This is a genomic window from Psychrobacter sp. AOP7-B1-25, from assembly GCF_052376195.1.
Taxonomy (GTDB): domain Bacteria; phylum Pseudomonadota; class Gammaproteobacteria; order Pseudomonadales; family Moraxellaceae; genus Psychrobacter.
Genome location: NZ_JBQSVK010000010.1, coordinates 65,415 through 92,208 on the forward strand (window position 1 = coordinate 65,415; position 26,794 = coordinate 92,208).

General features: G+C 41.9%; 21 protein-coding genes and 4 tRNA genes. 13 read left to right on the forward strand and 12 right to left on the reverse strand.

Annotated features, from left to right (window positions below; all coding sequences use genetic code 11):
- Positions 1–364: 364 nt before the first annotated feature.
- Both ACT3QR_RS09435 and ACT3QR_RS09440 read right to left on the reverse strand, forming a co-directional pair.
- Positions 365–913, reverse strand: a complete 549-nt coding sequence (locus ACT3QR_RS09435) for a protein disulfide oxidoreductase (RefSeq protein ID WP_444521098.1) — start codon at positions 911–913, stop codon at positions 365–367.
- A gap of 168 nt (positions 914–1,081) precedes the next feature.
- Positions 1,082–2,719: a nitrilase-related carbon-nitrogen hydrolase gene (locus ACT3QR_RS09440; RefSeq protein ID WP_444521099.1), complete on the reverse strand. Its 1,638-nt coding sequence runs from the start codon at positions 2,717–2,719 to the stop codon at positions 1,082–1,084.
- 471 nt (positions 2,720–3,190) lie between these two features.
- Between ACT3QR_RS09440 and ACT3QR_RS09445 the strand changes: the two genes are divergently transcribed.
- Positions 3,191–3,820 carry a BLUF domain-containing protein gene (locus ACT3QR_RS09445; RefSeq protein WP_444521100.1) on the forward strand — a complete coding sequence of 210 codons (630 nt, stop codon included), beginning with the start codon at positions 3,191–3,193 and terminating at the stop codon, positions 3,818–3,820.
- A gap of 106 nt (positions 3,821–3,926) precedes the next feature.
- Here the strand turns inward: ACT3QR_RS09445 and ACT3QR_RS09450 are convergent, their stop codons facing one another.
- Positions 3,927–5,363 carry an FAD-binding oxidoreductase gene (locus ACT3QR_RS09450; RefSeq protein ID WP_444521101.1) on the reverse strand — a complete coding sequence of 479 codons (1,437 nt, stop codon included), beginning with the start codon at positions 5,361–5,363 and terminating at the stop codon, positions 3,927–3,929.
- A 443-nt stretch (positions 5,364–5,806) separates the two neighbouring features.
- Here ACT3QR_RS09450 and serA point away from each other — a divergent pair, with 443 nt between their 5' ends.
- Entirely contained in the window at positions 5,807–7,033 is a 1,227-nt protein-coding gene (serA, locus tag ACT3QR_RS09455; protein ID WP_444521102.1) for a phosphoglycerate dehydrogenase, read from the forward strand.
- A gap of 146 nt (positions 7,034–7,179) precedes the next feature.
- Here serA and trhO read toward each other — a convergent pair whose 3' ends face one another.
- The 4 genes from trhO to metX form a co-directional block, all read right to left on the reverse strand.
- Positions 7,180–8,238, reverse strand: a complete 1,059-nt coding sequence (gene trhO, locus ACT3QR_RS09460; RefSeq protein ID WP_444521103.1) for an oxygen-dependent tRNA uridine(34) hydroxylase TrhO — start codon at positions 8,236–8,238, stop codon at positions 7,180–7,182.
- Positions 8,239–8,545: 307 nt separating this feature from the next.
- Positions 8,546–9,127, reverse strand: a complete 582-nt coding sequence (locus ACT3QR_RS09465; RefSeq protein WP_444521104.1) for a tetratricopeptide repeat protein — start codon at positions 9,125–9,127, stop codon at positions 8,546–8,548.
- 411 nt (positions 9,128–9,538) lie between these two features.
- On the reverse strand, positions 9,539–10,147 hold the full coding sequence (metW, locus tag ACT3QR_RS09470; protein WP_444521105.1) for a methionine biosynthesis protein MetW: 609 nt from the start codon (positions 10,145–10,147) through the stop codon (positions 9,539–9,541).
- Positions 10,144–11,514, reverse strand: coding sequence for a homoserine O-acetyltransferase MetX (gene metX / locus ACT3QR_RS09475; RefSeq protein WP_444521120.1), 1,371 nt, complete (start codon positions 11,512–11,514; stop codon positions 10,144–10,146). Before metX ends, metW begins: the two co-directional genes overlap by 4 nt.
- A 459-nt stretch (positions 11,515–11,973) precedes the next feature.
- Between metX and hemH the strand changes: the two genes are divergently transcribed.
- Positions 11,974–12,993: a ferrochelatase gene (gene hemH, locus ACT3QR_RS09480; protein WP_444521106.1), complete on the forward strand. Its 1,020-nt coding sequence runs from the start codon at positions 11,974–11,976 to the stop codon at positions 12,991–12,993.
- Positions 12,994–13,108: 115 nt separating this feature from the next.
- On the opposite strand, the gene ACT3QR_RS09485 is transcribed toward hemH, so the two are convergent.
- The 5 genes from ACT3QR_RS09485 to ACT3QR_RS09505 form a co-directional block, all read right to left on the reverse strand.
- Positions 13,109–13,459, reverse strand: coding sequence for a hypothetical protein (locus tag ACT3QR_RS09485; protein WP_444521107.1), 351 nt, complete (start codon positions 13,457–13,459; stop codon positions 13,109–13,111).
- Positions 13,460–13,717: 258 nt separating this feature from the next.
- Positions 13,718–14,002: a hypothetical protein gene (locus ACT3QR_RS09490; RefSeq protein ID WP_444521108.1), complete on the reverse strand. Its 285-nt coding sequence runs from the start codon at positions 14,000–14,002 to the stop codon at positions 13,718–13,720.
- A complete protein-coding gene (locus ACT3QR_RS09495) occupies positions 13,965–14,216 on the reverse strand; it encodes a hypothetical protein (protein ID WP_444521109.1) in 252 nt (83 codons plus the stop codon). The genes ACT3QR_RS09490 and ACT3QR_RS09495 overlap by 38 nt, the downstream gene beginning before the upstream one ends.
- 285 nt (positions 14,217–14,501) lie before the next feature.
- A complete protein-coding gene (gene polA / locus ACT3QR_RS09500; RefSeq protein WP_444521110.1) occupies positions 14,502–17,480 on the reverse strand; it encodes a DNA polymerase I in 2,979 nt (992 codons plus the stop codon).
- Positions 17,481–17,745: 265 nt separating this feature from the next.
- The gene (locus tag ACT3QR_RS09505) at positions 17,746–18,159 is read right to left on the reverse strand and encodes an Ohr family peroxiredoxin (protein ID WP_444521111.1); all 414 of its coding nucleotides are present in this window, start codon (positions 18,157–18,159) and stop codon (positions 17,746–17,748) included.
- Between the two features lie 268 nt (positions 18,160–18,427).
- On the opposite strand from ACT3QR_RS09505, the gene ACT3QR_RS09510 reads away from it, so the two are divergent.
- The 10 genes from ACT3QR_RS09510 (at position 18,428) to ACT3QR_RS09555 (ending at position 26,537) form a co-directional block, all read left to right on the forward strand.
- Positions 18,428–19,327, forward strand: a complete 900-nt coding sequence (locus ACT3QR_RS09510) for a hypothetical protein (RefSeq protein WP_444521112.1) — start codon at positions 18,428–18,430, stop codon at positions 19,325–19,327.
- 205 nt (positions 19,328–19,532) lie between these two features.
- Complete coding sequence (locus tag ACT3QR_RS09515; protein WP_444521113.1) at positions 19,533–21,128, forward strand: peptide chain release factor 3; 1,596 nt, start codon at positions 19,533–19,535, stop codon at positions 21,126–21,128.
- A gap of 202 nt (positions 21,129–21,330) precedes the next feature.
- Positions 21,331–22,182: an RsiV family protein gene (locus tag ACT3QR_RS09520; RefSeq protein ID WP_444521114.1), complete on the forward strand. Its 852-nt coding sequence runs from the start codon at positions 21,331–21,333 to the stop codon at positions 22,180–22,182.
- A 157-nt stretch (positions 22,183–22,339) separates the two neighbouring features.
- Positions 22,340–23,578 carry an FHA domain-containing protein gene (locus ACT3QR_RS09525; RefSeq protein ID WP_444521115.1) on the forward strand — a complete coding sequence of 413 codons (1,239 nt, stop codon included), beginning with the start codon at positions 22,340–22,342 and terminating at the stop codon, positions 23,576–23,578.
- Between the two features lie 175 nt (positions 23,579–23,753).
- Positions 23,754–25,256 carry an anthranilate synthase component I family protein gene (locus tag ACT3QR_RS09530; RefSeq protein ID WP_444521116.1) on the forward strand — a complete coding sequence of 501 codons (1,503 nt, stop codon included), beginning with the start codon at positions 23,754–23,756 and terminating at the stop codon, positions 25,254–25,256.
- A 193-nt stretch (positions 25,257–25,449) separates the two neighbouring features.
- Positions 25,450–25,525: transfer RNA gene (locus tag ACT3QR_RS09535), tRNA-Thr, on the forward strand.
- 67 nt (positions 25,526–25,592) lie between these two features.
- Positions 25,593–25,676: transfer RNA gene (locus ACT3QR_RS09540), tRNA-Tyr, on the forward strand.
- An 82-nt stretch (positions 25,677–25,758) separates the two neighbouring features.
- Positions 25,759–25,832: transfer RNA gene (locus ACT3QR_RS09545), tRNA-Gly, on the forward strand.
- A 103-nt stretch (positions 25,833–25,935) separates the two neighbouring features.
- Positions 25,936–26,010 (forward strand) — tRNA-Thr (locus ACT3QR_RS09550).
- 209 nt (positions 26,011–26,219) lie between these two features.
- A complete protein-coding gene (locus ACT3QR_RS09555; protein WP_444521117.1) occupies positions 26,220–26,537 on the forward strand; it encodes a DUF6122 family protein in 318 nt (105 codons plus the stop codon).
- The last annotated feature ends 257 nt before the right edge of the window (positions 26,538–26,794 follow it).

Sequence of the window (26,794 nt, forward strand, 5' to 3'; positions counted from 1 at the left end):
TGAGGTTTATGCTGTGTTGATAATACTTAATTACTAATAGTAGGTATATTGCTCATCATCGTTGGTTTATCAACCATCATGTCAATAAATACCTATCGTCGCTCATTAGTCGGTAAATCGTTACGTCAATAATAAATGGTAACGAGACGATTGCAACATAAAATATGCTAGTAAGAATAATTCAAAAAAATATTTAGATCGGCAGCTATTATATGACAAAAAGGGTAGGGTAAAAAGAGCTGTGCAAGGTCAGCCCTATTTTGCCCAATATCAATCATTTATCCGAGTCTTATATCCTTAGCGCAGACATAACTATAATCGCTCTGAATAATGATTCATTGAAACATAAAGTATGGCTCAAGTGCTAAAAAATTGACGCCAACCATAAGCGCAGTTTCAATGACCATAATGGCTGAATACCCGTTAACCCTTGTGTCATCTCACCATTTTCTAATACCACATACGATGGTGTGACTTGCCCTTGCCAGTCTGCGAAGATATCGCCTTGTTGATCGTTTATGGTGGTGAAGTCAAACTGATGCTGATCAAGATAGCGACGTAATTCTTGATTTGAGCCTGACTGTACTGCAATAGTGACAACTGGATAATGATCTGCTGCCAGTTTATTGATGGTAGGTGATGTGAAACTACAGACTGAACACCAAGTACCCCAAAAATATACTAGTGTAGGTTGCTCATGACTCATCGCTGCTAGATCGATAGTTTGTCCTTGGTAATCGGTCAGTTGCAACTGAGGATTTGCAGGCATAACAGGTTGTCGCCACCAATTGACCACACTATAGATCACAACGAACATGAGACCGTATAACATTATCGTCTTAATGGCTGAAATTATCTTTTGCTTCGGTTGCTTCTTCGACTTTACTTTTTTTTGCTCAATATCAGTCGTCATGACATCCACTTTTTAGATTGCATATTTTTGTCAAATGATGGTTTACCGTGACTGCCTATCTTATAAAGATTGTCTATACAGTCACTACATAAATAATAGATAAAAATAAACGGCTGAAAATTAGCCGTTTATTCACAAGGTCTACTATAAGTGTGCCATGTCAAACTATTATGGCTTTTGTGCTCGATTTTGTAATGGATCACCAATCAATACGCTACCTGAATTTTCGAGCCGCTCTTCATCGCTTAACTTACTCGCGGGCACTTTGGCCTTGCGTTTCCACTTTAAGCTGAACAAATCATCACGGCGATCTATTAAGTTATGTACTGAGCCTTCATGACGGACATGGGTAAGCTTGTCTAAGTTCACATCAGAGAAGAATACCATTTCAGTGTTGGCGGTAGTTTCTGCCATGATTGCATCATGTGGGAACGCAAAGTCTGACGGTGAAAAGATCGACGACTGAGCGTACTGAATATCCAAACTCTCGACTTGTGGTAGATTACCCACTGAACCACAAATCATCACATAGCACTCATTTTCGATAGCACGGGCCTGTGCGCAATGACGTACACGTAGATAGCCGTTTTTGGTATCAGTCCAAAAAGGCACGAACAATATATCCATGTCTTCAAGTGCCATCAGACGTGCAAGCTCAGGGAACTCAACATCATAGCAGACCAAGATGCCGACACGACCCGCATCTGTATCAAACACTTTAACTTCATCGCCGCCTTCGATTACCCAAGCGCTACGCTCATGCGGAGTAATATGAATTTTGCGTTGCTCTTCAACCGTACCATCGCGGCGGCATAGATAGCTGACGTTATATAAGGTATCGTCTTCGTCCAGTAACGGCATCGAACCGGTAATGACATTGACGTTATAACTGACGGCTAAATGCGAAATTTCATTTTTGAACCACTCGGTATAGCCCGCCAAAAATCGAATGGCGATATTTTGATCGGTTTCTTCGCATAGACCCATCAATGGTGCATTGAAAAATTCAGGTAAGCAAGCAAAGTCTGAGTTGTAGTCAGCCATGATATCGACAAAAAACTCAACCTGTTGCAGTAGCTCTTCAGGTGATTCGACCTCACGCATTTGCCATTGAATACCACCGATACGCACTTCAGACTTGCGAGTATTAGGCTTATAGTCTTTAGGCTCATAATAAATATTTGCCCACTCAAGCAAGGTAGCAAAGCCCTTTGATTGCTTATCATCTGGCAGGTAAGCGGTCAAAATACGTTTAACGATAAAACCATTGGATAGCTGGAAAGACAAAGCTGAATCGTGAATTTCACGGCTTTCCACAGCATCAATATAGTCGCCTGGCGAGAGATCTTTGTGGTTATGATAGTTAGGTATGCGTCCACCAGCCAAAATGGCGCGGAAATTTAACTGTCGACATAGCTCTTTGCGCGCGTCATAAAGACGACGACCGAGGCGGTAGCCACGATAATCAGGGTCGATGAGTGCATCTAAACCATAAATGGCATCACCTTCTGGATTGTCTCTGATAATTTCTTTTTGCCCAATCAAATCGTCATAGGTATGCGGGTTTGAAAATTTGGCATAGTCAACGCGCATAGATAACACGATACCAATCAACTGATCATGATCAAATAAGGCAATCTGACCTTCAGGAAAAGCGTCGATTAAAGTATGAATGGTTGTCTTTGACCAAGCACCACCCAAGTTCACATAGACACGATCCATCAAAGCTTTCAACTGTGGATAGTCTTTTTTCTTAATCTCAGCAATCGTGAGATGAAAGTCATCTAGTTTTTCCATCTTGCTCATAATTTTCCTGTCTTAAATAATAATTGAGTTTAGTGTTATCAAATAATGGTGTCGTAGCACATCAATATGCCGTTTTTATGCAAAAAAAGTAATAAAAACATTTCAATAGGAAGATATTGTCGTTACAATAATTTATTGCTATATTTACAATAAGTTATGATGATATTTTCATCTATTTTGCTCTCTACATTTGGTACTGGTTTTGACTAATGTAGAGAGTTAAAGAATAAAACCGTTGCATTATATCTGCTACTATCTTGTTATTTATTATCTCAATACAGAATCTAAATAATATCTATCAGTATCTTTTATTTCGCTTGTTATGATAGCAAGCTGTAACGGTCATAACAGTCCCACGTAGTAAATATTTGCTACGTTTTTGTGAGTCAATTTTTTGGTTCAACTCAGGCATAGTATTGTGTTGCTTGTTTCGTTTAGCCGTTTTTCTTCGGCTTTTAGGATTATTTTATTATGCCTTTTAATCATACCAATAGAATCATCAAGTGGGATGACATAGATGACTCATCTTTGGTTCAGTTGGTTTATGTCAGCACGTTGACTGTTGGCTCGCGTTTGAGTAGTTCTATCTTTGATGAAGTAGAAGGCCATGCACGTAACTACAATCAACAGCATAGCATTACCGGTACGCTATGCTACGGCAACGGTCACTTTTTGCAATGTATCGAAGGCAAAAAGTCAGATGTATTTGCCTTACAAAAGCGTATCTTTGCTGATAGTCGTCATAAGAATGTAGAAGTATTGCTATTACAACTAATCGATCAACGCAGTTTTGATGACTGGCGTATGCGTTTACTGTTTTTAGAACGTTGGTTATGGTCGCCAGCGACCAAGAAGCAGGCCGCACAGTTGTCTCCGTTTTTACCCTTTGCACCGCACGGTTGGTCGTCAGATCGGACCGAACAGTTTTTGCAAATTATTAAAACCTTTGATAGTCCGCCCCACATTAAGGCGGCGGGTATTACTTACAATGCATTGGGTAACATGGTGCGCCATATCGCCGCACCCCATCAGGCGTTTCTGATTATTCAAGGATTCCTGAGCATATTACTGGTTGTCGCGCTGATGTTGTTGTATTTATAAGTCATAGTTTTTACTAGCTATGTTTTTACAAGTTATAAAGCCAAAAAAAGACGCTAGCCTTTCGGTTTAGCGTCTTTTTATTTGAGATAAGCGTGTAAAGCGCTCATTACATGTCAAAAATCTTACCCCGGTTCATAATGTTGTTTGGATCAAACACTTTTTTCACTTCCTTTAAGTATTCAATCTCAGTCTCACTACGGCTGTAATTCAGATAAGGCTTTTTCGTCATACCAACCCCATGCTCAGCAGATACTGAACCGCCATATTTTTGTACGGTCTCAAATACGTATTTATTCACAACCTGACACTCAGCAAAGAAATCGTCTTTACTCATACTTTCAGGCTTCAAAATATTAAGATGCAAGTTGCCATCGCCAATATGACCGAACCAGCAGACTTCAAAATCAGGATAGTTGCTGCTAACAATATCATCAATCTCTTCGATAAAGGTCGGTACGTGACTGATGAGGACTGATACATCGTTCTTATAAGGGGTGAATACTGAGATGGTCTCTGAGATATACTCGCGTAGTTTCCACAGCTCTTCAGCCTGTGCCAAGCTCTGGCTCATCACACCATCGACAACCCAGCCTTGTTCCATACAATGCTCAAATATGGCCATGGCTTTATCCATGATAGGCTCATATGGTGCCTCAAACTCTAATAGCGTATAAAACTTGGTGCGTGATTCAAAAGGTTCTTGTACTTGACCGTGTGCCATTAGCTTATCAATCGCCACATCGTCAAAGAACTCAAAAGCCGTCAAATCAATTTGTGCTTGAAAGGCAGAGAGCACGTTCATAACGTCATTAAAGCTGTCCATGCCGAGTACCATGACGTTTAAGTCTTGTGGCTGACGCTCAAGTTTGATCTGTGCATGGGTAACGAGACCAAGTGTCCCTTCACTACCAATGAACAATTGGCGCAGGTCATACCCAGTGGCGTTCTTTACCATACCGCGATTCAATTGCAAGATGTCACCTTTGCCTGTGACGACAGTTAATCCCATGATCCATTGACGGGTCATGCCATAGCGAATGACTTTGATACCGCCCGCATTGGTGCCGATATTACCACCGATTTGACTAGAGCCTGCTGAGGCAAAGTCGACAGGGTAGTATAGGTTTTTCGACTCAGCGAATTCTTGCAACTGCTGAGTGACGACACCAGCTTCAATCTCGACCATACGGTCTGCAGGATAGAACTGACCGATATGGTTCATTTTATCCATACTGACGACGATTTCACCATTGGCAGCGACTGCTCCAGCAGATAGACCAGTACGACCACCACTTGGGGTGAGGACGACGTTGTGCTCATTGGCAAGCAGTACGATAGTTTGTACTTGTTCAGTAGTCTTTGGAAAGACGATGGCAGCAGCAGCAGGAGAAAAGTGTTTGGTCCAGTCTTTGCCCCAGTGCTCTAAGCTTTCAGCGTCAGTCTTGATTTGGGTCGGGTCGAAATCATGAGTTTCAGTGAGTGTGTGCAAGATGGCTTGCACGGCATTGGTTTCTGATGTGGTCTGATCGGTAGTTGGCGTCATGGTCAAATCTCAATATTGGCGTAAGCACGATGCTGGGATTGCTCATTATATAGCGAAATAACTATAAATTCATTGATGAGTCAGCTCGTAGGGATAATAAGTGGATGATAATTTTTACATATAAAAGAAAGAAAGTAATAAGTAATTGATTCGATTGTTTTCAAGCAGAGTAATTCACTATAGCATAAAAATTTTTCAGGCTTGATAATCAATAATTCATCTAATCTGCTAACATCGACTCAAAATTTTGTGTAAGATATTGGGACTGCTTTCGTTTCATTCACCATGTAGTCAAAGTATTAGTAAATAGTGATGGCACGAACCTCACTTAACGTACTCAGCGTACTATTTACACTTTATTGCTTTGTGCTCACTTTAAACTGCTTCGACTATAGATTTATCCCTAAGATAATTTTATAAAACAATTATAGGACAGTTCTCATATGGCATTATCACTACAAAAAGACAAAATCCGGTTTTTATTACTTGAAGGTCTACACGACAATGCTTTAAAAGTATTAGAAGGCGCTGGTTATCATAATATTGAAAATATCAGTCACGCTTTAGATAAAGATGAGCTGATCGAAAAGATCAAAGATGCGCATTTTATCGGTATTCGTTCGCGTACTCAGCTGACGCGTGAAGTACTTGAGCATGCGCATAAGCTTATCGGTATTGGTTGCTTTTGTATTGGTACTAACCAAGTGGACCTAGAGGCAGCACGTGATCTTGGTATTCCTGTCTTTAACGCACCATTCTCGAACACTCGTTCGGTAGCTGAGTTAGTATTGGCCGAAGCCATCATGCTGTACCGCGGTATTCCTGAAAAAAATGCTACTGTACATCGCGGCGGCTGGGGTAAGTCTGCGACCAATTCACATGAAGTGCGTGGCAAGACCATCGGTATCGTCGGTTATGGTTCTATCGGCTCGCAGTTGTCTGTCTTGGCAGAAAGCTTCGGTATGAAAGTTATTTATCATGATGCCGTGACCAAATTGCCACTAGGCAACGCAGTACAAGTTGGTAGCCTAGAAGAGCTATTATCAACGGCTGATATCGTAACATTGCATGTGCCTGATGTGCCAAGCACCCGTTATATGATGAAAGCTGAACAGTTCGCTCAGATGAAAGAAGGCAGTTACTTTATCAATGCGGCGCGCGGTACATGTGTCGAGATTGATGATCTTGCTGATGTGTTGGAATCAGGCAAGTTATTGGGTGCAGCTATTGATGTGTTCCCGAAAGAGCCAAAATCAGCTGACGAAGAGTTTGAGTCTCCACTACGTAAGTTTGATAATGTGATTTTGACGCCGCATATCGGTGGCTCAACACAAGAAGCACAGGCCAATATCGGACTGGAAGTAGCTGATAAGTTTGTTAGATACTCTGACCAAGGTGATACGGCGACAGCAGTAAACTTCCCAGAAGTTTCTATTCCGTTCAAAGAAAACTCACATCGTCTACTACATATCCACAAAAATGTACCAGGCGTACTGTCTCAGATTAACCGTCTGTTTGCTGAAGCAGGGATTAACATCCTAGCGCAGAGCCTAATGACAGAAGGTGATGTGGGTTATCTAGTAATGGATGTTGATTATAATGACTCAACAGCTGCACTAGACCAGTTAAAAGATGTAGAAGAGACCATCCGCGTACGTATCTTATTTTAATATAGTCAACTCCATTCTCAGATTGGATCGACTATATCAACGCTAATAGTTTTAATATGCGTTGAAAGTTTTTCATAAAAAAAGAGAGGCTCTATTGATTAAAGCCTCTCTTTTTTTACTTCTTTTTTATTTTAAAAATGCCAAGCTTAGTTCGCTTTAGCATTGTTTGTAGCTTCTGCTTGCAGACGTGCTTCCGTTTTAGCGGCTTTACGTTTTTCGATTACATCCATCACATCACTGCCGATATGGGCTTCGCCGCGCTTTTTCGCTAGCTGCATCTGATGCTCACGCTCACGGAAACGAGCTTTTTGCTCATCAGTTGCCTTGTCGATACAATGCGGGCATGATTCACCTTTGATATAAGCTGGGCTTTGCATATCATCGATAGTGATAGGCATACGGCAAGCAAAACACTGCTCGTAGTTTCCTTTTTCTAAGTTATGGTTAACTGAGACACGGTTATCGAAAACAAAGCAATCGCCTTGCCACATAGAATCACTAGCAGGGATTTCTTCTAGGTATTTTAGGATACCACCTTCTAGATGATAAACTTCTTCAAACCCTTGCTCACGCATATAGGCAGTAGATTTTTCGCAGCGGATACCACCTGTGCAGAACATCGCGACTTTTTTATGCTTAGCTGGGTCCATCTCTTTTGCTACGTATTCTGGAAACTCGCGGAAGGTCTCAGTATTTGGATTGACAGCATTTTTAAAGGTGCCGATCTGTACTTCATAATCGTTACGGGTATCAATCAAAACCACATCAGGGTCAGAGATTAGCGCATTCCATTCACTTGGTTTTACATAGCGGCCGACCGACTGCAAAGGATCGATGTTTTCAACGCCCATGGTGACGATTTCTTTTTTCAGCTTTACTTTAGTGCGATAAAAAGGCTGTGCGTCAGTATAGGACTCTTTAAAAGTAAAAGTACCAACTGCTTCAATACTACGCAGATAGTCAAGGACAGTATCGATACCTTGACGCGTACCAGAAATCGTACCGTTGATGCCTTCACTTGCAAGCAACAACGTACCTTTTACATCGTTGTCGATCATAGTATTTAAGATCGGTTCACGATACTGCTCAAAATCAGCAAAGCGCGTAAATTTATATAGTGCAGCAACGACAATATTGTTAGTTACACTATCGTAGGCAGGTGCTGATTTGTTGTCAGTTATTGCGGTTTCTTTATTGGTGCTCATGTCTTTCTCCTGCTGGCTAGGTCGCAAACCTAGTGCGTTGGGTTAACAGTTTAGTTCAAATAAACACGCTATTTTGCCATCCACTTGAAATAGACTGTATTAGTTCAGAATGGTTTATAACAATAATATAATTGTGGGATTAATGCGCGCGTAGTGTAGCAAATTTTGCTAGAGATTTGAATAGTTTATCAGGCTTAGCTTGGTGTTGTAGAGAGTATTCAACCACTTATCAATAAGATAAAAAACAAAAAAGCCCAGTAAAATACTGAGCTTTTTGGGTATTCACTACGTAAAGTAAAACTAGATCTTATTTGCTTTGAAACCAGCTATCGGCTTGACTGCGAGCGCTAGCAATGTCTGAGCTTGATAAGTTCAATGCCAATTGACCGATTTTGCCACGGGCTTTAGTACGAACTTTTTCATCTAACATACCGTCACGGGCAGCCAAATCGTACCATTTGTAAGCATCGACCAGATTTTCTTGCTTCTCATCTAGTAGTGCAAGCGTGTAGCTAGCACGGTTGTCGCCGCGCATTGCCGCCTTTTCTAACCACAGACGTGCTTGTTGTAAGTTAGGTTGTACACCTTCGCCGCGCAGATACATGATAGCCAGATTCAACTGAGCAGGGGCAACGCCTTGCTGAGCGGCTTTTGTATACCACTGAATGGCTTGTTGGGTATTTTGAGCAATACCTTCACCTTTTTGCAAACGCTTGGCCAGGTAGAACTGAGCGTGATCGTTGCCTTGGCTGGCACGACTAGACAATTCACTAATAGGCATAAGTTCAAAACGTGAGGTATCAAGTGGTACGTTTGATATTAACTCAGCATTGGCTAGACCAGCACAAGAAAATAATGCAGTAAACAACGCAGCTTTTAATAATTTCATAGCAGCTCCAAAATTAGGCAGTTAATAAGCAAAAGAATTGTACCGCTAAACATGGTCTCGCCAAAGACAGTTAGACGGCGATAACAATTAGGTGAAATCTTGCGATATGAACTTACCTAATCATTAGCAAAGGGGGTTATCAGCTCTAAATGATAGAGTTCACCCTAACTAATTAGACAAACGGTCGTAATAGTTGGATGGCTGACAATATTTTGCTAGCTTAGCACCCAAACTTACGAAACTCAAATACTAATTACACGGTCTAATAGACGTTTGTACTTGATTGCACTTAACAAAATCAGACAGTTACTAAAAAATTATATTAAATTAACAATCTATTAAGGTTAATACTAACTCTAGCAGTAGTATTTAGTAGTCTTCAATATCTCAAGGTAGCTGATAGTTTATCGGCTATTTTTTGGTCACTCGGTAGATAGCGACGTCTGCCAAAAGGTTAGGTGCTTGTCTGATTAACGTTTTCATCAAAGGTGTATGGCCTTTTTCAGAATCACTAACCGCGAAACGATTAATGATATGAATATCATGCTGCGCGCATAGCAATTCAAAGTCTTTGAAAGTACATAGATGAATGTTTGGCGTGTTGTACCATTCATAAGGTAGCGCTTCAGAAACAGGCATCATGCCTTTTAGCCCTAAATGAATGCGGTTTTGCCAATGCGCAAAGTTAGGGAAGGTGATGACTGCTTCACGGGCAACTCTCAGCATATCAAGCAACAACTCATCAGGTGCTTTTACCGCTTGTAGCGCACGTGCCATGACGACCGTGTCAAAGCTATTATCAGCAAAGCGCGCTAAACCATCGTTGAGGTCCTGTTCGACAATTGATAAGCCATTGCCAATCGCCTCATTGATTTTGTCTTCATCAATTTCTAGTCCGTACCCTGTTACACCTAGTTTCTGCTGTAAGTGTGCAAGCAGCTCGCCATTACCGCAACCTAAATCCAGTACATGTGCTTGCGGCGCAATCCAGCGCTCTGCCAGTTGGTGATCCATTCTCATGAGCGCTCTCCTGCAGCTGGGCGGCTTTGGGTAATAAATGGCGCAGTCAAAAACCCTTTGACCGCACCCATGTAGCGAGGAATATCAAATAAGAATGAGTCATGTCCGTGCGGCGCATCAATATTGATATAGCTGACTGGTTTGCCAGTAGCCATCAGCGCATCGACAATCTCTTGTGAGCGCTCAGGTGCAAAGCGCCAGTCTGTGGTAAATGATACGATCAGATATTGGCATTGTGTATGAGCAAAGGCTGCTTTGAGCGCAGAAAGCTCTTGCTGACGCTCAGATTCACTATCTTCAATCGTCGTTACTGCATCTTCTAATTCACTCTGTGCAGTGGCTTTACTCGACTCGACTGATGCAGCGATAGAACCTTCTATTTGCACTGCTGACTCTATAGTATCTTTTGCTACCGTTGATGGATAATCTCGCGTCGGATCAAAGTAATCTAAGGCTTTGGTCATGAGTAGATAGGTATTGGCATCGAAGTTTTCACTAAAGCGCTCGCCTTGATAGCGCAGATAGCTTTCGACCTGAAACTCGACATCGTAGCCATACATGAATTTGCCAGATTTTAAATCACGGCCAAATTTGGCTTTCATCGCGTCATCAGTTAAATAGGTAATATGTCCAACCATACGTGCCAATATCAGTCCGCGACGAGGATAGGTGCCTTCTTGTATATAGCGTCCGTCCTTAAAGTCAGGGTCAGATAAGATAGATTGACGTGCCACTTCGTTGAAAGCGATATTTTGAGCAGATAGCTTTGGCGTACTAGCGATAACCACACAGCGTTTTAATCGCTCTGGATAATCAACAGACCATTGTAGCGCTTGCATACCGCCCATTGAGCCACCAACGATGGCATGCCAAACGTCGATACCCAAACGATCTGAGAGCATGGCCTGGGTTTTCACCCAGTCTTTGATGGTGATCAGCGGAAAGTCAGGGCCATACACTCGCGGTTCATCGCTACTATCTGAATCAACGCTGTCTGAACTAACACTATCCGAACCAACGCTATCGGGGTTAATAGTGGTAGGCCCTGTTGAACCAAAACAGCTACCGATATTATTGACACACACCACATAGAACTGATTGGTATCGATGGCTTTATTGGGACCAATCATATTGTCCCACCAGCCCGCTTTTTTGTCATCAGGACTATGAAAGCCCGCTGCATGATGACTACCCGATAACGCGTGGCAAATTAGAATTGCATTTGATTTGTCGCTATTGAGCGTACCGTAAGTCTCTACCATTAAGTCAAACGAGGGCAGGGTACGGTTGCATTCTAACGTTAAGGGCTCAGCGAAATGAAAGTTCCGGGGCGTCACGACACCCACTGACCCTGTAGTACTGTCGATACTGGCCGAGCTGTTAGTGTGAGGTTGTGAATTAGGATGCTGGTCACTGGTATTATCAGAGCGTGCGTTCAAAGCTACCTCGCAAGACTACAATCATCAATAAAATAAAAGCAAAACGGCACGTTGTTAACAGGCTATTTTACCTACACGGTTTTTATAAACTGGGCCTGCCTATTGTATGGTGATGCGCGTTGGAGTACAACCGTCGAGCGCGCCTTTCGTGCGTGGTTTTTATGACAGATGCACCATAAACAAATAATGAATACGTCGCCAGCATCCAGTAATCAAGAGCTAATAAATAGCAACTGCGTGTCAAATTGTATAGGTACGCTTTTAGCCTGCGTCATTAATGGATAAAATGCTACACTAATAAGGTGTTCATTCAACTGTGTCTTAACAGTATCATCTCTTATTATTTTGACATCACCCTTAATAACTTACTGCTAATAAAGTGCTGCTATGAAACCTAAACTGCCCCCACGTATTGCCGTTTTGTTAGTGAATCTTGGTACACCAGATGAGCCAACAGCACCTGCCGTACGTCGTTACCTCAAACAATTTTTGTCAGACCCACGAGTGATTGAAATTCCTAAATTTCTGTGGGCGATCATTCTGAATTTATTTGTCTTACCAAGTCGTCCTAAACGCGTAGCAGAGGCTTACGCCAGTATCTGGGAAGGTGATTCACCGATTCGTAAAATATTAAAAAGCCAAGTTGAGCTGTTAGAACCACGTTTGGCTGATAGTGTGGCTCCATTTCGAGTCTCTGTGCATCCTGCGATGAGCTACGGCAATCCGGGTTTGCCTGATGTGATGGATACGCTGCGTGGTGAAGGGGTTGATCACTTTGTCATTCTGCCGTTGTTTCCGCAGTACTCGGCTTCTTCAGGCGGCGCGGTATATGATGCGCTGACGAAATGGACGCTAAAACAACGCAATTTGCCAAACTATACGATTGTCAAAGACTACTTTGCCCATCCGCTCTATATTCAAGCATTGGCCAACTCTATTCGCCGTTTTCAAGAAAAACATGGTAAGCCTGAAAAGTTAATGTTTAGTTTTCATGGAATCCCGCAGCCTTATGCCGACAAAGGCGATCCTTATCCTAAACGTTGTAAATGTACCGCGGCACAAGTGGCGCATGAACTTGGCCTGACAGAAGACGAATGGATTATTAGCTTCCAGTCACGCTTTGGTAAGCAAGAATGGGTTAAGCCATATACCGATGTAGTCTTGGAGGATTGGGGTAAATCAGGTGTACGCTCGGTGCAGGTGATTAGTCCAGCGTTTTCAGCAGATTGCCTAGAGACACTAGAAGAGTTGGCTATTGAAAATCGTGATAACTTCCTCAATGCTGGCGGGCAAGAGTATCATTATATTCCTGCACTGAACCTTGATGAGACACATATTGAATTGCTTGAAGCGTTGAGTTTGCCTCTGGTAAAAGGTTGGGCTGGCACGTTAGACGGCTGGGTTTAACCCGTCAAGACTCGCTGTTTTAACGAGTTAAATAATAAAATCAAAAAAGCACGCTTAATTATCTTAAGCGTGCTTTTTTATGAGCAAAGGATTGTATTAGTAGTTATATTAAGTTCTAAAAATCATCATCGTTGCTACGCTCAGCCGCTTCTCTATCAGCAATATCCATTGCATTTGGATAATCGCTGTCATCAAGGTTGTCCTGAACCAAAATCTCGTCGACACGTGACTCATCAAGGTTTTGACGGTGTGAAGGTGTTAATCCTTGGGTTACATCACTACCGACTTCGGAGTTATTAAATCCTGCACTGTTATCAATCACATCATCGTTATCTATCGTATGCAGCATAGGATTGTCCAAATCGACCAGTTGGTTGTCTTGTTCGCTTTGGCTGTCATTGTTGTTACGACGATTTCCATCAATCTGATCCATATCTTCTGGTAACGGGTTTTTTGAGTTTTCCATGAATAATTCCTTATTGTAGTTATTAGATATAAAGGTAACGTACTCGCTTATCAAAGCATTGCTCATAGCAATGTAGATAACATACTTCTCAGTTTGTACGCTTATACAAACTTTCACTAGTAGTAAGGTGTGACAGGATGTTCAAAAAATGTAAGATGATGGGCAGGATGCCAAACGGCTACTCAATATAAGTAGCCGTAATGATGTATAAAATATTCACTAAATCTTTGTATGGTAGTAAGGTCGTTAAATTAAAGTTTATATTTTTAGTCGATAGTCAGTCAGTTCGAATCGCCACAAGTAGGTCAAGGCAATACCGTAGATTGTAGTTTCAGACAGCTCTTCGACAATTTCACCAAATGTATGCGGGAATACAATGGCGTTCTCACCCATGTACTGAATGACTGCCAGTACAACAACACTAAGATAAAGAGAAACTGGCACGTTTTTTAGCACTGCCCACAGGTAGTGCCTTGTATAAGCTAGCAGACCAAGCGCGACGAGATTAGATAATGGTAAGGATGCTATCTTCCCACCAGTCATAAGACTGACCAAGCAATAAAAAATCGCTTGGAACCAGTAAGTCTGGTAAATAGTTCAACTCGCGACGAATAACAGCGACAAATATAAGTACGGCTGCCAGCCAAAAAGCTTTAACTTGTTTGACATGACTTTTTACAAAATATTGTGTACAACGTAGTAAGCAGGCAAACAACAGGATCATACCGGGGATTTCAATGATGCCATCTGAATTCAAAATAAATGACTCCTGCGTGTCAAAAAATGTGTTAAAAACAAAAAAGTGAGCCCGTAGGCTCACTTCAAAGCAAAAAATACCAAATAGTTAGAATTTAATAGATGATCTATTATAAACCCCATAGCTAGATATTACTGTTGTGAAAGATAACTAATTAGTCATAAGTAATTGTTAATATAAATAATATATAATCATTTAGTGTAGTATCAGTTATCAAAAACTGTTTTACCTGCAAGGTATGTGAATAACCATATCTTGGATGCTTAATAAAATGGCAGTTAATACTTAGTGCGCCTCATCCCAGTTCTGACCACTATCAGTCTCAACCAATAATGGCACAGCAAAGTCAACGTTCCAGCCTTTTTCTACGGCAGTGGTTGTTAGGACATCTTGCATGGCATCCGTAATCAGCTGACTAACTTCGTCTACTTTATCGGCATCGACTTCAAAAACCAATTCATCATGAACTTGTAGCAGCATTTTGGCCTGCTCTTTTGGCAATACTTGATCGACGGCAATCATGGCTAGCTTAATCAAATCTGCTGCTGATCCTTGAAGTGGCGCATTAATCGCCGCACGCTCAGCCCCTTGCTTGACCATACGATTACTATGATTGATATCAGGCGTATAGAGCTTACGGCCTAAAATAGTCTCGACATAACCTTGTTCATAAGCGCTGGCACGAGTATTAATCATATAGTTTTTGACGCCTGGATAACGCTCAAAATACATATCGATATAGTCTTGTGCTTCGCCGCGACTCATCTGTAGCTGTTTGGCAAGCCCAAAGGCACTCATACCGTATAGTAGACCAAAGTTAATGGCCTTGGCATTACGGCGCTCGGTCGAGGTAACGTCTGCGACATCCTTACTAAGTACCTCAGCAGCAGTCGCCGCGTGAATATCTAATCCTTCATTAAAGGCATGAGTTAGGTTGTTATCACCTGAGAAATGCGCCATCAAACGAAGTTCAATTTGTGAGTAATCCGCAGCCAAGATAACGCGACCTTCTGGGGCGATAAAAGCTTGACGAATTAAGCGGCCAGTTGCAGTACGAATTGGGATGTTTTGCAAGTTAGGATCTGTCGATGACAAACGTCCAGTACTGGTTAGTGCTTGGTGGTAGCTAGTGTGTACGCGATCAGTTTCATTGTCTGCGACATTATCAAGTGCATCGGTATAAGTGCTCTTGAGCTTAGATAGACCGCGATACTCCAAGGTGATATCGACCAGTGGATGATCGATTTTTGATAGTACAGCCTCGCCAGTTGAGTATTGACCAGACTTGGTTTTTTTACCGCCAGCGACGCCTAGCTTTTCAAACAGCATTTCACCAAGCTGCTTAGGAGAGCCTAAGTTAAACTCTTCACCTGCCACTTCATAGGCGCGCTTCTCTAGAGCGATAATTTCTTCATCAAAGCGTTTTGAAAGCTCGTTCAAAAATGAGCGTTTAATCAAAATACCATTCGCTTCCATTTGGCACAGTATCTCAGCGGTAGGAATCTCTAGCTCATGTAGCAGCTTGGCATTATTAGTATCATTAGCCAGCTCAACGCTGAATACGTCAAATAATTGATAGGTGATATCGGCATCTTCACAAGCATAGTCACTAGCGATATCGATGGCCACTTGATCGAAGGTGACTTGCTTAGCGCCTTTACCTGCCACATCTTCGAAGCTGATGGTTTGCGTTTGCAAATAATGACGTGCCAAATCATCCATACCGTGGCGAGTGGCTGCCGCATTGATGACGTAGCTGGCAAGCATGGTATCCATTGCCCAGTTATTTGGCTGCTCATGTATGGCGCTAACTAGATCGATATCATAGTGAGCGAGGATATGCGCATCATATTTCAAATGCTGACCGATTTTGCCAATTTTGGGATTTTCTAGTATAGGTTTTAAGCGAGCCAATACCATATCACGATCAAGCTGCTTGGCTGTCAGCTCATCATCTTCTAGGCTATGCGTAAGCGGAATGTAATACGCTTCATGTGCTTGCAAGGCGAAGGATAAACCAACAATTTGTGCGTCACGCCAATGAATGCTAGTGGTTTCGGTATCAATGACAAAGTGCGAAGCAGCTTCTAAAGACTCGACTAAGCCATCAAGCGCTGGCTCGTCGAGCACAGTGTGCCATGCTTTATCATGGTTAGCGCTGTCTTTGATGTTGTCACTTTTGGTTGATTGGAGTGATTTTGCTACTTGTGCTTGTGACTCAGTATCGGCCTGACTATCAGCAACACTTTTAGAACCATTGGCAGGGTGATTTGGGTGATCCAATGATGCCAGCTCATTTCTAAACTCAAGCTCATTATATAAGTCGCGTAATTCAGCTATATGCGCGCAAGGGTCAGTATTAATTTTCAGATCATTCCAGTCTTGACCGATGGCTAAGTTAGTGACGATGGTAGCAAGATTTCTGTTAAAAGGAATGTCGTCGGCGTGTTCGATCAGACCTTTAGCTCCGCGACCTTTGATAAAGCCAATATGCTTAAGCATGTTTTCGATGTCACCATACTCAACGAGCAAATCTTTAGCGGTCTTTTTACCAATACCAGGCACGCCTTTAATACCGTCAGAGGCGTCACCCATTAGCGTCAAGAAGTCGATCATCTGATTTGGGTTAATACCAAATTTATCGATTACTGCTGGAGTATCCGTGATTTTGCCTGTAAAGCTATCTTCCAGTATGACGCAGTCATTGACCAACTGCATCATGTCTTTATCACCCGTTGAAATAACCACATGATGACCTTGTTCGACCGCACGGTGCGCAAGTGTACCGATGATATCGTCGGCCTCTGCACCTTCAATACGCAACAGTGGAATACCTAATGCGGTGACTAAGCGATGAATATAAGGAATCTGCTCTACTAGCTCGATATCAATGGGCGGACGAGCAGCTTTGTAATCAGCAGACATATGATGGCGAAAAGTCGGTGATTTGGTATCGAAGCAGACCGCCATATGGGTAGGGTGATAGCGACGCATCAGTTTAAGTAATGCGTTAAGTGTACCGCGTATCGCATTGGTGATGAGGCCCTGCGAGTTTTGCATGGTTTTTGGCAGGGCATGATAAGTGCGGAACAGATAATAAGAGCCATCAACTAAAATAAAAGGTGGTTGATCTTTGTCTACGTGACTGGTATCCATCAGCGCCACGTTAGGCATGGTATCGAAGTTCGGTAATGCTTTGGGGTCAAGCGCTTGATGAGAGTTGTGGTCGTTATCGGTGGTATTGTCAGCTATGTCATCAGTCATAAAAGTCACTTATCAGCTATTAGATAAAAATATATATGCTTATTATAACGATAAAATCAGCGCGTGCCGAACTGCTTAATCGTTACGCTGTATTCTATCGTGTTCTTTTTATTGAAATCTAAATTGAGTTTTCGATATTCCATAGCTCGGGCAAATAAAATACTAAAGACAAAAAAAGAACCCAGATAGTCTGAGTTCTTTTAGCACTAAATAACTATCAACTATTTATCATTTGATAGATGTTGATAACAAGTCTCTGAATACGTTATTTTACTTCTGAAGAGACTTCAACATCAATATTACCGTTGGTTGCTTTCGAGTATGGGCATACTTCATGCGCCTTTTCGACCAATTTTTGAATTTCGTCAGCAGATAAATCTGTATTGTCAGCGATAACATGAATTTTTACGGCAAGCTTATATTCGTGACTGTCACCTTGTAATAGGTCTACAGAGGTCTCAACAGTTGAGCCAAATGTTGCGCTTTCCATTTTTTTAACTACGCCTAAAGCGCCATCAAAACAAGCGCCATAACCCATAGCGAGTAATTGCTCAGGGTTATTACCTTTTTCATTACCGCCTGGTGGTACCATATTGATTTCAAGATCACTATCGCTTAAGGTTGCCGTACCCATGCGACCGCCAGTAACTGTAGATTTGGTAGAGTATAGAGATTTCATGACACATCCTTTGTTGTGAGTTTTTATGTTTATATTTGAGTAATAAATCTTAATATGAGACCTAGCATAACAAATCGCTCACGCAGCTCAGTGCATCGAGAGTAAATATATACTGCTAGTTTGTAAATAAAGTTTTGAGCACAGTTTTATTCGTTTTTAGATTTACAGTCTTATCGTATAGTCGTCAAAGAGGTACAATAGCGGCAATGAACCATGTGTACGTTATTAGTATAGATAATATAAGTCTTAGTTATAAGGACATTGTTTGATGCAGAGATGGATTGTGATACCTAGTGTTTGCTTTTTGACGACGCTCGCTTTGATAGGGTGCGAAGAAGACGGCGCTTATGGGACGGCTAGTAGCGAGATTACATTGACAAGCTTCGCTAATAGCTATGATAGCAAAGCCAATGCTACGGCAATCGCGAGAATTGATGAAAGCTATCGTACTGGTGCCCGCGAGATCAAAACAACCAATATCATCAACAGTTATAGCAATCAAAGCCTGAATGATTTAGACAGAACGGTGCTGGCAGACGACTTCGAGGGTCGACTTGAAAATAAAGACATTGAGGTTAATAATCGGACGATCAAACGCCCTATCTATGAAAAAAACACTAACAACCAGCTAGACTACGAAACCACTTACAAGACGCTCAATTTATCCGGTTTGCGTGCGAACAGCTATGTTGCTAGTGCAAACGTGAACAATAGATACGGTATTATTACCGATTTAAATAACTACTCTGAAATTCCAACCAATGTTGCTTTCCCTGAAGGGTCGGTTTGTTACATTCCTGTGGTAACCAGTGAGCGCTCATTTTTGGCATTTAATGATAAAAACAAAACGGGATATGCATCAATAGAGAGATGGATTGACGTAGCCAAAACCCGCTTTAGTGCAGATAGAGATCATAGAACTTCTCAGTTCGGAGTTGGCGCAGGCAATCAGCAACAAGCCGCGCAAGTCATGTTTTTTGAGTACGATGATCAGCCTGCTTATGAATATAGCGGTGTTGAGTACGGAAAGGACGTTTATGAAGCAAACTATGTCGCCAAAGGCAGTACCGATCCGAACACAGACAGTCGTTTTGACGTAGTCGATTGTACAATCGTCAATGAGGTGGCTGGCGACTTCTTAGCTGAGCAAATCAAACGCTACTATTGAGATGAGTTGATGGCTATCAGTCGTGCTAATCCAGCATGACGATCACAATTAGAGAGCTCAAAAACACGCTTTGTTTAAATAATAGAGCGTGTTTTTTTATACGCTAATTCTGCACCCTGATGCTAAATCCGCTACAATACGCCCATTATTTATTTTATTTATTTAGAGTCACTTCTAAATCACATAACTGTTGAAGCTGAAAATTATGAGCGTAGATCCAAAGAAATTAAACAAAGAAGTTGCTAAGCGCCGCACCTTTGCCATTATCTCGCATCCCGATGCTGGTAAAACCACCATGACCGAAAAACTCCTGTTGTGGGGTCAAGCAATTCAGGTAGTGGGCGAAGTAAAAGGCCGTAAGACGGATCGTCATGCAACCTCAGATTGGATGAGAATGGAGCAAGAGCGTGGTATCTCAATCACGACGTCTGTCATGCAGTTTCCGTATAAAGACCATATGGTCAACCTACTAGATACCCCAGGTCACGCCGACTTTAGTGAAGATACATATCGTACGTTGACCGCAGTGGATAGTGCGCTGATGATGGTCGATGGTGCAAAAGGTGTCGAAGAACGTACCATCAAGCTGATGGAAGTATGTCGTATGCGTGATACGCCTATCATCTCATTCGTCAACAAACTAGATCGTCAAATTCGTGAGCCGCTTGAGTTGCTTAGTGAAATCGAATCGGTGTTAAAGATCAAATGTGTGCCAGTCACTTGGCCGATTGGTATGGGACAGGATTTTGTTGGGGTCTATCACCTTGCAGAAGACAAAACCTACCTATATGAAAAAGGTAATGGCGGCAAGATGACCGTTTCTGAGACTCGCGAGGGCTATGATTATCCAGATATTCGCGAACGCCTAGGAACACTGATGTTTGATGCGTTCGAAGAGTCACTTGAACTGGTACAGATGGCGCTAGAAGAATTTAGCGTTGAAGCATTTTTGGCGGGTGAGATGACGCCAGTATTGTTTGGTACGGCACTGGGTAACTTTGGGGTCAACATGGTACTTGATACCTTGGTCAAATATGCACCGCCGCCGAAAGCCCATCCAACGACTGAGCGTGAAGTATCAGCCACTGAGACAGACTTTACAGGATTCGTATTTAAAATTCAGGCCAATATGGATCCGCGTCACCGTGACCGCATTGCGTTCTTGCGAGTATGTTCTGGTAAGTACGAGAAAGGCATGAAAATGAAGCATGTGCGTCTAGGTAAAGACGTACGTATCGCTGATGCGCTGACCTTTTTAGCAGGCGACCGCGAGGCGCTAGAAGAAGCCTATCCAGGTGATATCATTGGTTTGCACAACCATGGCACCATCTCTATCGGTGACAGCTTTACGGCAGGCGAAGAGTTGAGCTTTACGGGTATTCCACATTTCGCCCCTGAACTGTTCCGTCGTGTGGTGCTAAAAGATCCGCTCAAATCAAAAGCACTGCAAAAAGGTTTACAGCAGTTAAGCGAAGAGGGCGCAACGCAGGTATTTATGCCGCAGATTAACAATGATTTGGTGTTGGGCGCGGTTGGGGTACTACAGTTTGAAGTGGTCGCGCATCGTCTAAAAGAAGAGTATAAGGTTCAATGTACTTTTGAACCGGTATCGATAGCTACGGTACGCTGGATTCACTGTGATGACGAAGTAGCATTGGCGAAATTTAAGAAAAAAGCCCATGACCAATTGTCGATAGATGGGGGAGGCTATCTAACGTATCTTGCACCATCACGTGTTAACCTACAACTAATGCAAGATCGCTATCCAGAAGTGACTTTTAGTAGCACTCGCGAACATTAAATTTATTTATACCCCTATATCGTTTATTGATTAAGACACGCTAGCCGTGTCTTTTTTATTGCCTGTATCTTTGATTTAAATGACAAGAGTTAGGTATCCATTTACTTACACCACTTCAAAAACACAAACAGTCTTCCTACAATACATTGCAATTGTTACGGTAGAATATTGAATGGCATCTTATATTTGTGAAAGAGGACATATGCAAACTACGACTCAAACTGGTGATAAATCTATATCCGCTGATCTATTTTCGATAAAGATAAGCCAGATACGTTCAATTGCTATGTTAGCTGGCAGCCTAGTGTTAGGTGCAGTTAGTATGTCGGTAAATGCAGGAAGCCTTATTAGCAGTACTGAGTACCTACCGTATCAACTGCCCAGTGATATACAAGAGGCATGTGGCAAGCGTGATAACTGTCCAGAAATTGAAGTTAAATATCTTAAAAGCAGTCAAAGCTGGATAGATGAGACTGTCAACGCTCGTATCGATAACATAGTCGTCAATAGTCAGATGACAGAGTCAGCACCTATTAAGGGTAAAAGTAGTGAAAAAGAAGTTACGGCTGCTCTTGATAGCTTTGTGAATTCGCAATTTCAAGATATGCCTGATGGTATGTCATGGGGCTATAATTTAATGATAGCGCCCGATTATTTAGGTCATGTCGATGACTTTGAACTTTTTGAGATTAGCTCTTACGTCTATACTGGCGGTGCACATGGTATGCCTTATAGCGAGTATCTAGTGTTTGACCCAAGTACCAAAAAGCAAGTCATGCTTGATGACATGCTTATCTCAGGTAAAAAAACTCGTTTTGAAGCGCTTGCTTATGATGCTTATAAAACGTGGGTTAAAACAGTTGCTGAAGACGTAAGTAGTTATGAGAAAAATTGGCCATTTACGTTAAGCAGTAATGTGACTTTGACAGGCACAGGCATTAGTATTCGTTATCAGCATTACTCTATCGGCCCATATGCTTATGGTATGCCTGTCCTTAATATCCCATATAGCAAGCTCGATAAAGTTATAAAACCTCATTTTATACCAGAGTAGATACTGTACAGTGTTTGGGGAAAATATTTAATAAGTAGTACTAGGCAAATATTATTAAAGAAATAGCGACAATACTTATCATAAATTGGCAGTAATATTTTAGAGTTATTATTTTTGGCATCATTGGATATTCAATAGAAAAATAAGGAGTTATAACATGACAAACGAGACAGATAACATTAATACGGCAGCAAGTACAACTTGGCAGCTGAATGCGTTGACGGAAGCGCTAGGTGATCTGACACTGACGGTTAGTGATAGCTTATCTATAGGTCGTGGTAGTGATAATGACGTAGTTCTAGGTAGCAAACAGGTCTCTCGCAATCATGCGGTACTCAGTGTGTTAGATGGTCAGCTATATGTAAAAGACTTAGATTCTTCTAACGGCACGTTTATCAATGAGCAACGTATCGAGGGTAATGAATCTAATCATCTAAAAATAAATGACACGCTTAGTTTTGCAAGTTTTAGCTTTCAAGTACAGGCATCTGCTGCACCAGTGACGACGTCAGAGCACGAAGTACCAGCACCAGTGACTACAGAAGAGCCAGTAGCGGATGCACATGAAAGTACTGATACAGCTACTGTGACAGAGGCTCCTGCTAATGAGTCTGTGACCGAAGAGCAAGTATTTGAAGAAAGCGTTCTTGAAGAAGCTCCAATCAAAGAGCAAGCAGTCAACGAGCCAGTGATAAAAGAAACTGGTATCGAAGAAGTGTTACCTGCTACAAATGATGCTGCCACTGTAGATATTAACTCAGATACAAGCGAAGACTCAGTAAATCCTGCGAATGAGACCGTTGAACCTGTTGTCGAAGAGCTCGCTTTTGAAGAGCCAGTTGGTGAAGAATTAGCTACTGAAGAAGCCGTTGATACAGGTCCAGTGGTCAAAGAAACGGGCATTGATGAGGTGCTGTCTGATGCAGACGCAGCATCGCCTACGCCAGTAGAAGAAACGCCAGTTGCTACAGAGGTAGTAGCTGATACAACTGTACCAACAGCAACTGAAACAGAAGCTGTGACGGCCACAGAGCCACCACAGACAGCATCTACTGATAGCGCACCATTGGTAGGAGAGCGCCCAGCAGTGCATGAAGAGCCAGCAGTTCAAGATAAACATGACAAAACGACAAAGACAGAGCTACAAGAAGAAGCTGACCCTGAAGTTTTAAAAGCCAAACAAGCAGCTAGTGCACAGTTTTCAGGCACGGCTAATTTAGGTCAGGCGCGTGATCTTGGTACCGAAGGCAATAATGCGATGGATCAAGAAATCAGTAACCCTGCTCATGCAGGTCATGTAGAGAAGAAGACAAGTGGTGGCTGGTTTATATGGGTATTTGTGATAATTCTAATTATCGGTTTGGCCTTATGGTTGTTTAATATGGACGGTGCATAATTGAACTATGCACTAAGTCTTTTTCGTAATTTTTAATAAAGAGACTTATTGTACTCGCCATTTTTTAAACAAATGACTCATTGTAGCGTCGATATTTTAGCGAATATTGGCGCTATATTTTATAGAGCAGCTTATGGTTTTATTATTGCCTATAAGGTGCTAAGAGAGCGCTATTATGATGACTTTTGAAGAATACCAAGCTTTTAAAGATAGAGGTTTTAGCCATGCACCGCTAGTAAAAAAACGCCTAATGGATGCACAAACGCCTGTGTCTGTATTCTCTAAAGTGCGTGATCTGAACGGATCTGCCTATCTGTTTGAATCTGTAGTAGGCGGTGAGCGCTGGGCACGATACTCCATGATTGGATTGGGTAGCGATCTTATTTTGCAATACGCTGATGGCAATATGACAACCAAACGGAACGATCATATTGATACAGAGGCAGTAGAGAATCCTTTCGATTACCTGCGTGAGCTGATGACTCAATATCAGATGCCAACCGCTGAAGATGTGCCGTCGATGCCAAGCTTTAGTGGCGGTCTAGTCGGTTACTTTGGATACGATATGGTACGTGTTATTGAGCCAAGTGTCGGCTTATCTGATGCACCCAATCCAATGTCGATGCCAGATATGTGGCTAATGCTCTCAATGAGCGTCATTGTGTTTGATAATTTAGAGAATACACTATCAATCATCGTCTATGCTGATTGCCAGTCTGAGGATGGCTACAGTTCGGCTATACGTGAGTTAGAGCAAATCGAGGAAAAGCTAGCAGAACCGTCTAATTTGCGCGCCCCCATAATGCCTACGCCCAAATTTATATCGCAAACAGGTGCCGAAAAATATTGTAGCGACGTTAATAAGATAAAGGACTACATCGCTAAAGGTGATGTCATGCAGGTAGTGCCAGCGCAACGGCTGACAGCCGACTATACGGGCGACTCTCTAGCCGTATATCGTGCGTTACGCTACCTGAACCCATCACCGTATCTGTTTTTGGTGCATGGCTATACACTCGATGATCACAAACGCTTTGATATTATTGGTGCTTCTCCTGAAATTCTATCTCGTATCGAAAATGGAAAGGTGACCGTAAGGCCGCTGGCAGGAACACGGCAACGTGAACAAGATGAGGTCGAAGACCTAGCGCTTGAGCAAGAGTTGCTAGATGATGAGAAGGAAACAGCCGAGCATCTAATGCTCATTGATTTAGGTCGCAATGATATTGGCCGCGTTTGTGAGTATGGTAGTGTCAAAGTCACAGAGAAAATGTTTATAGAGCGCTACTCGCAAGTGATGCATATTGCATCCAATGTGGAAGGTACAATACGAGCTGACAAAGATGTGCTAGATGTGTTCTGCGCCACTTTCCCAACTGGTACGCTATCGGGTGCTCCTAAAATCCGCGCCATGCAGATTATCGATGAGATAGAACCAGTGCGCCGAACGGTATTTGGTGGTTCAGTTGGTTATTTAGGGTGGAATGGCAATATGGATACTGCCATTGCTATCCGTACTGCGGTGATGCGGCGTGGTAAGGTATATATTCAAGCTGGAGCTGGAGCAGGAGTTGTTGCTGATTCTATACCAGAAAAAGAATGGGATGAAACCAATAAGAAGGCATTAGCATTAATAAAAGCCGTAGAAATGGCCTGTAACGGCTTGCGCATTCGCTAATTAAATAGCCAGTAATATGGCAAAGATAAAGGTTGCAAGTAAAGAGCCAACTTATTGCCATATTTTCACTGATAAAAAAACTATCCTAATCAGTGACTTAAATATTTATATTAAATTAATTCAAAAAAAGATGAAAAAGTACTTGCGCATCTCAAAAAATTTGATAGAATAGCCACCACTTTAGAGAGAACAAGCCGACTTAGCTCAGTTGGTAGAGCAACTGACTTGTAATCAGTAGGTCGCCAGTTCGATCCCGGCAGTCGGCACCATCTCTTTTAAAGTAGCTTTTTATGAATTTGTCTTAAATGAAAGTCATTTTTGTTCAAAGCACCCTAAGGTGGGATTGGGGAGCGGTCAAACCCAACAGACTGTAAATCTGTCGCGAAAGCTTCGAAGGTTCGAATCCTTCTCCCACCACCATATTTTCTAAAGTTTGTCATAGCGCCAAGCATGCTCTATATTTAACAACTCTCGATTAGAGTTGTCCTGAATGAGAGTAAATGCGGGTGTGGTATAATGGTAACACCTTAGCCTTCCAAGCTAATGACGCGGGTTCGATTCCCGCCACCCGCTCCATATATACACCATCGCAAAGCATAACAATAAATCATCACGAGAGTCAGTAACTATTGCTGCATCGTGATATTTTTTTTAGTGCAGATCAAAGGTTTCAATATACGCTCATATAGCTCAGCGGTAGAGCACTCCCTTGGTAAGGGAGAGGTCTCGAGTTCAATTCTCGATATGAGCTCCATTTATTGTTTATGCCTTTTATGCTTGCTTTGCTATTTATATAACTTTGCGTCGATATCGAAATTATAGAATATTGAAATATATAACAGTAGTGCGTTAGATAATGATTCAAAGGTGACACTGAGGTGTTGCCTTTTAGTGCTGTCAGTATATTAATAAATATTGGTTTTGGTGGTCTTATATAGAGAAGACTAAAACTAATAGGTTAGTATGCAGACATTGATACATTACTTCTTGCACTTTGGTTTTCCTCTTTTTATCGCGATTGCGTTTTTTAGAAAAGAGTGGAAAAAAGCATATCTTATTTTGCTTGCGACCATGTTGGTTGATATAGATCATCTGGTAGCAAATCCAATATTTCAGGCAAATAGATGTAGCATTAATTTTCATCCGTTACATACTTATTATGCGATGCTAGTGTATTTTGTTTTACTCTTTCTTCGTAAGCCTTTTAATATCATTGGAACTGGACTGCTATTCCATATGTTAACGGATTTTATAGATTGTTTGATGATGTCGGTCAGCTAATATCGCGACCTTGCATATCAAGATAATTATACGGTTACAAGAAAGATTATAATCAATCGAGATTTATATCTACTAGTTAGAGAGAAGTTGATTTCGATTGAGAGATGTATGACTATTTAAGACAAGTCAGCGTATAATAACGGATACAAGAATTAGTTCGGAGCATTGTTTAAGCAGTGGTTCGTGCGGTTGATAGCTAGGTTTATGATGATTTAGTTCTATTATGAGCCGTTAAACAGCTTTTTATTGATCATTCA

What these genes read in the sequence shown, in the direction of transcription:
- ACT3QR_RS09435 (WP_444521098.1), bottom strand. Translation starts at nt 913, where the DNA reads ATGACGACTGATATTGAGCAAAAAAAAGTAAAGTCGAAGAAGCAACCG.
- ACT3QR_RS09440 (WP_444521099.1), bottom strand. Translation starts at nt 2,719, where the DNA reads ATGAGCAAGATGGAAAAACTAGATGACTTTCATCTCACGATTGCTGAG.
- ACT3QR_RS09445 (WP_444521100.1), top strand. Translation starts at nt 3,191, where the DNA reads ATGCCTTTTAATCATACCAATAGAATCATCAAGTGGGATGACATAGAT.
- ACT3QR_RS09450 (WP_444521101.1), bottom strand. Translation starts at nt 5,363, where the DNA reads ATGACGCCAACTACCGATCAGACCACATCAGAAACCAATGCCGTGCAA.
- serA (WP_444521102.1), top strand. Translation starts at nt 5,807, where the DNA reads ATGGCATTATCACTACAAAAAGACAAAATCCGGTTTTTATTACTTGAA.
- trhO (WP_444521103.1), bottom strand. Translation starts at nt 8,238, where the DNA reads ATGAGCACCAATAAAGAAACCGCAATAACTGACAACAAATCAGCACCT.
- ACT3QR_RS09465 (WP_444521104.1), bottom strand. Translation starts at nt 9,127, where the DNA reads ATGAAATTATTAAAAGCTGCGTTGTTTACTGCATTATTTTCTTGTGCT.
- metW (WP_444521105.1), bottom strand. Translation starts at nt 10,147, where the DNA reads ATGAGAATGGATCACCAACTGGCAGAGCGCTGGATTGCGCCGCAAGCA.
- hemH (WP_444521106.1), top strand. Translation starts at nt 11,974, where the DNA reads ATGAAACCTAAACTGCCCCCACGTATTGCCGTTTTGTTAGTGAATCTT.
- ACT3QR_RS09485 (WP_444521107.1), bottom strand. Translation starts at nt 13,459, where the DNA reads ATGGAAAACTCAAAAAACCCGTTACCAGAAGATATGGATCAGATTGAT.
- ACT3QR_RS09490 (WP_444521108.1), bottom strand. Translation starts at nt 14,002, where the DNA reads ATGACTGGTGGGAAGATAGCATCCTTACCATTATCTAATCTCGTCGCG.
- polA (WP_444521110.1), bottom strand. Translation starts at nt 17,480, where the DNA reads ATGACTGATGACATAGCTGACAATACCACCGATAACGACCACAACTCT.
- ACT3QR_RS09505 (WP_444521111.1), bottom strand. Translation starts at nt 18,159, where the DNA reads ATGAAATCTCTATACTCTACCAAATCTACAGTTACTGGCGGTCGCATG.
- ACT3QR_RS09510 (WP_444521112.1), top strand. Translation starts at nt 18,428, where the DNA reads ATGCAGAGATGGATTGTGATACCTAGTGTTTGCTTTTTGACGACGCTC.
- ACT3QR_RS09515 (WP_444521113.1), top strand. Translation starts at nt 19,533, where the DNA reads ATGAGCGTAGATCCAAAGAAATTAAACAAAGAAGTTGCTAAGCGCCGC.
- ACT3QR_RS09520 (WP_444521114.1), top strand. Translation starts at nt 21,331, where the DNA reads ATGCAAACTACGACTCAAACTGGTGATAAATCTATATCCGCTGATCTA.
- ACT3QR_RS09525 (WP_444521115.1), top strand. Translation starts at nt 22,340, where the DNA reads ATGACAAACGAGACAGATAACATTAATACGGCAGCAAGTACAACTTGG.
- ACT3QR_RS09530 (WP_444521116.1), top strand. Translation starts at nt 23,754, where the DNA reads ATGATGACTTTTGAAGAATACCAAGCTTTTAAAGATAGAGGTTTTAGC.
- ACT3QR_RS09555 (WP_444521117.1), top strand. Translation starts at nt 26,220, where the DNA reads ATGCAGACATTGATACATTACTTCTTGCACTTTGGTTTTCCTCTTTTT.